General features: G+C 64.3%; 2 protein-coding genes and 1 pseudogene. 1 reads left to right on the top strand and 2 read right to left on the bottom strand.

All coding sequences use genetic code 11. From position 1 onward, the window contains the following. Window positions 1–76: 76 nt before the first annotated feature. Window positions 77–877 (bottom strand): recombinase family protein, encoded by an 801-nt coding sequence (locus FS320_RS42725; RefSeq protein ID WP_152718562.1) that lies wholly within the window; start codon window positions 875–877, stop codon window positions 77–79. Next, window positions 867–1,106, bottom strand: a complete 240-nt coding sequence (locus FS320_RS42720) for a hypothetical protein (RefSeq protein WP_152718561.1) — start codon at window positions 1,104–1,106, stop codon at window positions 867–869. The genes FS320_RS42725 and FS320_RS42720 overlap by 11 nt, the downstream gene beginning before the upstream one ends. A gap of 512 nt (window positions 1,107–1,618) precedes the next feature. On the opposite strand from FS320_RS42720, the pseudogene FS320_RS46800 reads away from it, so the two are divergent. Beyond that, window positions 1,619–1,805 (top strand): annotated as a pseudogene (locus tag FS320_RS46800) (IS6 family transposase); the annotation flags it as partial.

Below are 1,805 nucleotides of genomic sequence, written 5' to 3'. Positions count from 1 at the left end.
CCTTCGCACTGCCGGATAGCAGCACCCAGGTGAATGGGGTCTTCTCTCGTATGAAGCACTCCTTCCTTATCAGGCCTTACGCTGCCAGAACCCAGGTGTGGTGAGCCTCTGGCAGCTCAGGTCGCACGGCGCCGCCGTAAACCGGGTTCTCAATGATCCGGTGGATAGAGGCATAGCTCGGCCTGCGCCAGGCCGTGTCGCCGTTCGCCTGCTTCACCGGCAGAGCGAGATCGTGCTCGTGCAGCCAGCAGAGCGCCTGCCGTGCGCTGCCCAGTTCCTCGACCTTGTCAAAAACGAGAGCGATGGCTTCCTGCACCCGCCGATCCGGGTCCTTCTCATACCGGTCGCCGGCCTTCACGAAGCCGACGGGGGCTGTGACGACCAATTCGCCGCGGCGGGCCTTCTCGTAGCGCGCGGCGAGCGAGCGCTGTCGCAGCAGGTCAAGCTCGTACTCGTTCAAGCTGCCCTTGAGGCCGAGCAGCAGCCGGTCATTGCCATGCCTCGGGGCGTAGATCGCCTCCTGATCGACCAGCACCGTGTCGACGACGCGGCACATCTCAATCAACTGCTGCCAGTCCCGGCTGTTGCGGGCAAAGCGCGAGACCTCCCGCGCGCAGACCGCGCCAACCTTCCCGAGACAGACCTCCGCCACCATCCGCTCAAAGCCGGCGCGCTGGACCCCGCCGGCGGCTGAACGCCCGAGATCATCGTCGATCACCTCGATCTCGGACCATCCCAGCGCGGTCAGCCGGTCCCGCATGGCGTATTGCAGCGCGCTGCTCTCGCGGTTGTGCAGCACTTGATGAGTGGAGGACTGGCGTACATAGAGGATCGCCTTGCGCTCCAGGTGGTGAGGGCGGACCTTGTCAGTGATCATGGCTGCCCTCCATGGTCCCCGGCGCTGCCGCGCGACTTTGAGCATGCTCCAGGATGAGATGCATCATCAGGCTCACCACCGTCGCCTGCGCCTCCCGCGGCAGCTCGCGCCACGCTGGCGCGTCGCTGACACTGTGTGACGCGCTGCTGCCGAACAGGTCCAACTGCTGCGGACCGAGCCGCCGGTTGCGTTGATCCGCATCCGCGGATGCCCCCATCTTCCGTGCCATGGATCTCTCCCCGATTCTGATCGCGAGAGACTCCCCATGCGCCCGAAAGCCGGGGATTCGATGATTGGCTGGCGATCTCCATCGACCGAGCGAGAAGCGCCGAGAGGGCCATCAGCGCATCCATGCCGACAAAGGGACGCACCGTCAGGGCCTGATCCCGGGCACACGACGCTCGGTCGAACATCCACGCCGGGATCTCAAGCCATCGCTCGGTCTGCGATCCGTCGGGCGTGCAACGGAAAACCGCGCCATCCGCCTTATCGATCACCGCATGGACGGACACCTCGCGGCCGGCCCAGGGGTGAAGCCAATACAGAACTTTACGTCGAGTGGTCCTGTGGGTGTTCTCAAACCTCGTTGTACAATAGTCAGAGGCCCCATTCGCGCCTTGACCGGAGGACACCCGATCAGGCTTACTTTAATCCGCTACTGCAACTCGCGGCAGCGTAACCCCGGCAGACGCTCCACTTAGCCAGCCGAAAACGCTGTTCAGACAAACCGAGCCACCTCACTGGCTCTATTGCCGGTTTCTCCTGAGCCTGCGCATGGTCGAGGAGATGCTCGCGGCCCGCGGCATCGAGGTCAGCCACGAGACGGTGCGGCAGTGGGCCCTGAAGTTTGGCCAGGCCTTTGCCAATCGGTTCCGCCGCCGCCTTCCTGCGCGGGGTGACAAATGGCACTTAGACGGTGTGTCACGAA

Origin of the sequence: Microvirga tunisiensis (assembly GCF_009296175.1) — a bacterium.
Lineage (GTDB): Bacteria > Pseudomonadota > Alphaproteobacteria > Rhizobiales > Beijerinckiaceae > Microvirga > Microvirga tunisiensis.
Note: the sequence above shows the minus strand (reverse complement) of the source record. Positions and strands in the feature narration are given on the sequence as shown.

Bases quoted from the DNA above. Each gene is read 5' to 3' on its own strand.
- FS320_RS42725 (WP_152718562.1), bottom strand. From the start codon at position 877: ATGATCACTGACAAGGTCCGCCCTCACCACCTGGAGCGCAAGGCGATC.
- FS320_RS42720 (WP_152718561.1), bottom strand. From the start codon at position 1,106: ATGGCACGGAAGATGGGGGCATCCGCGGATGCGGATCAACGCAACCGG.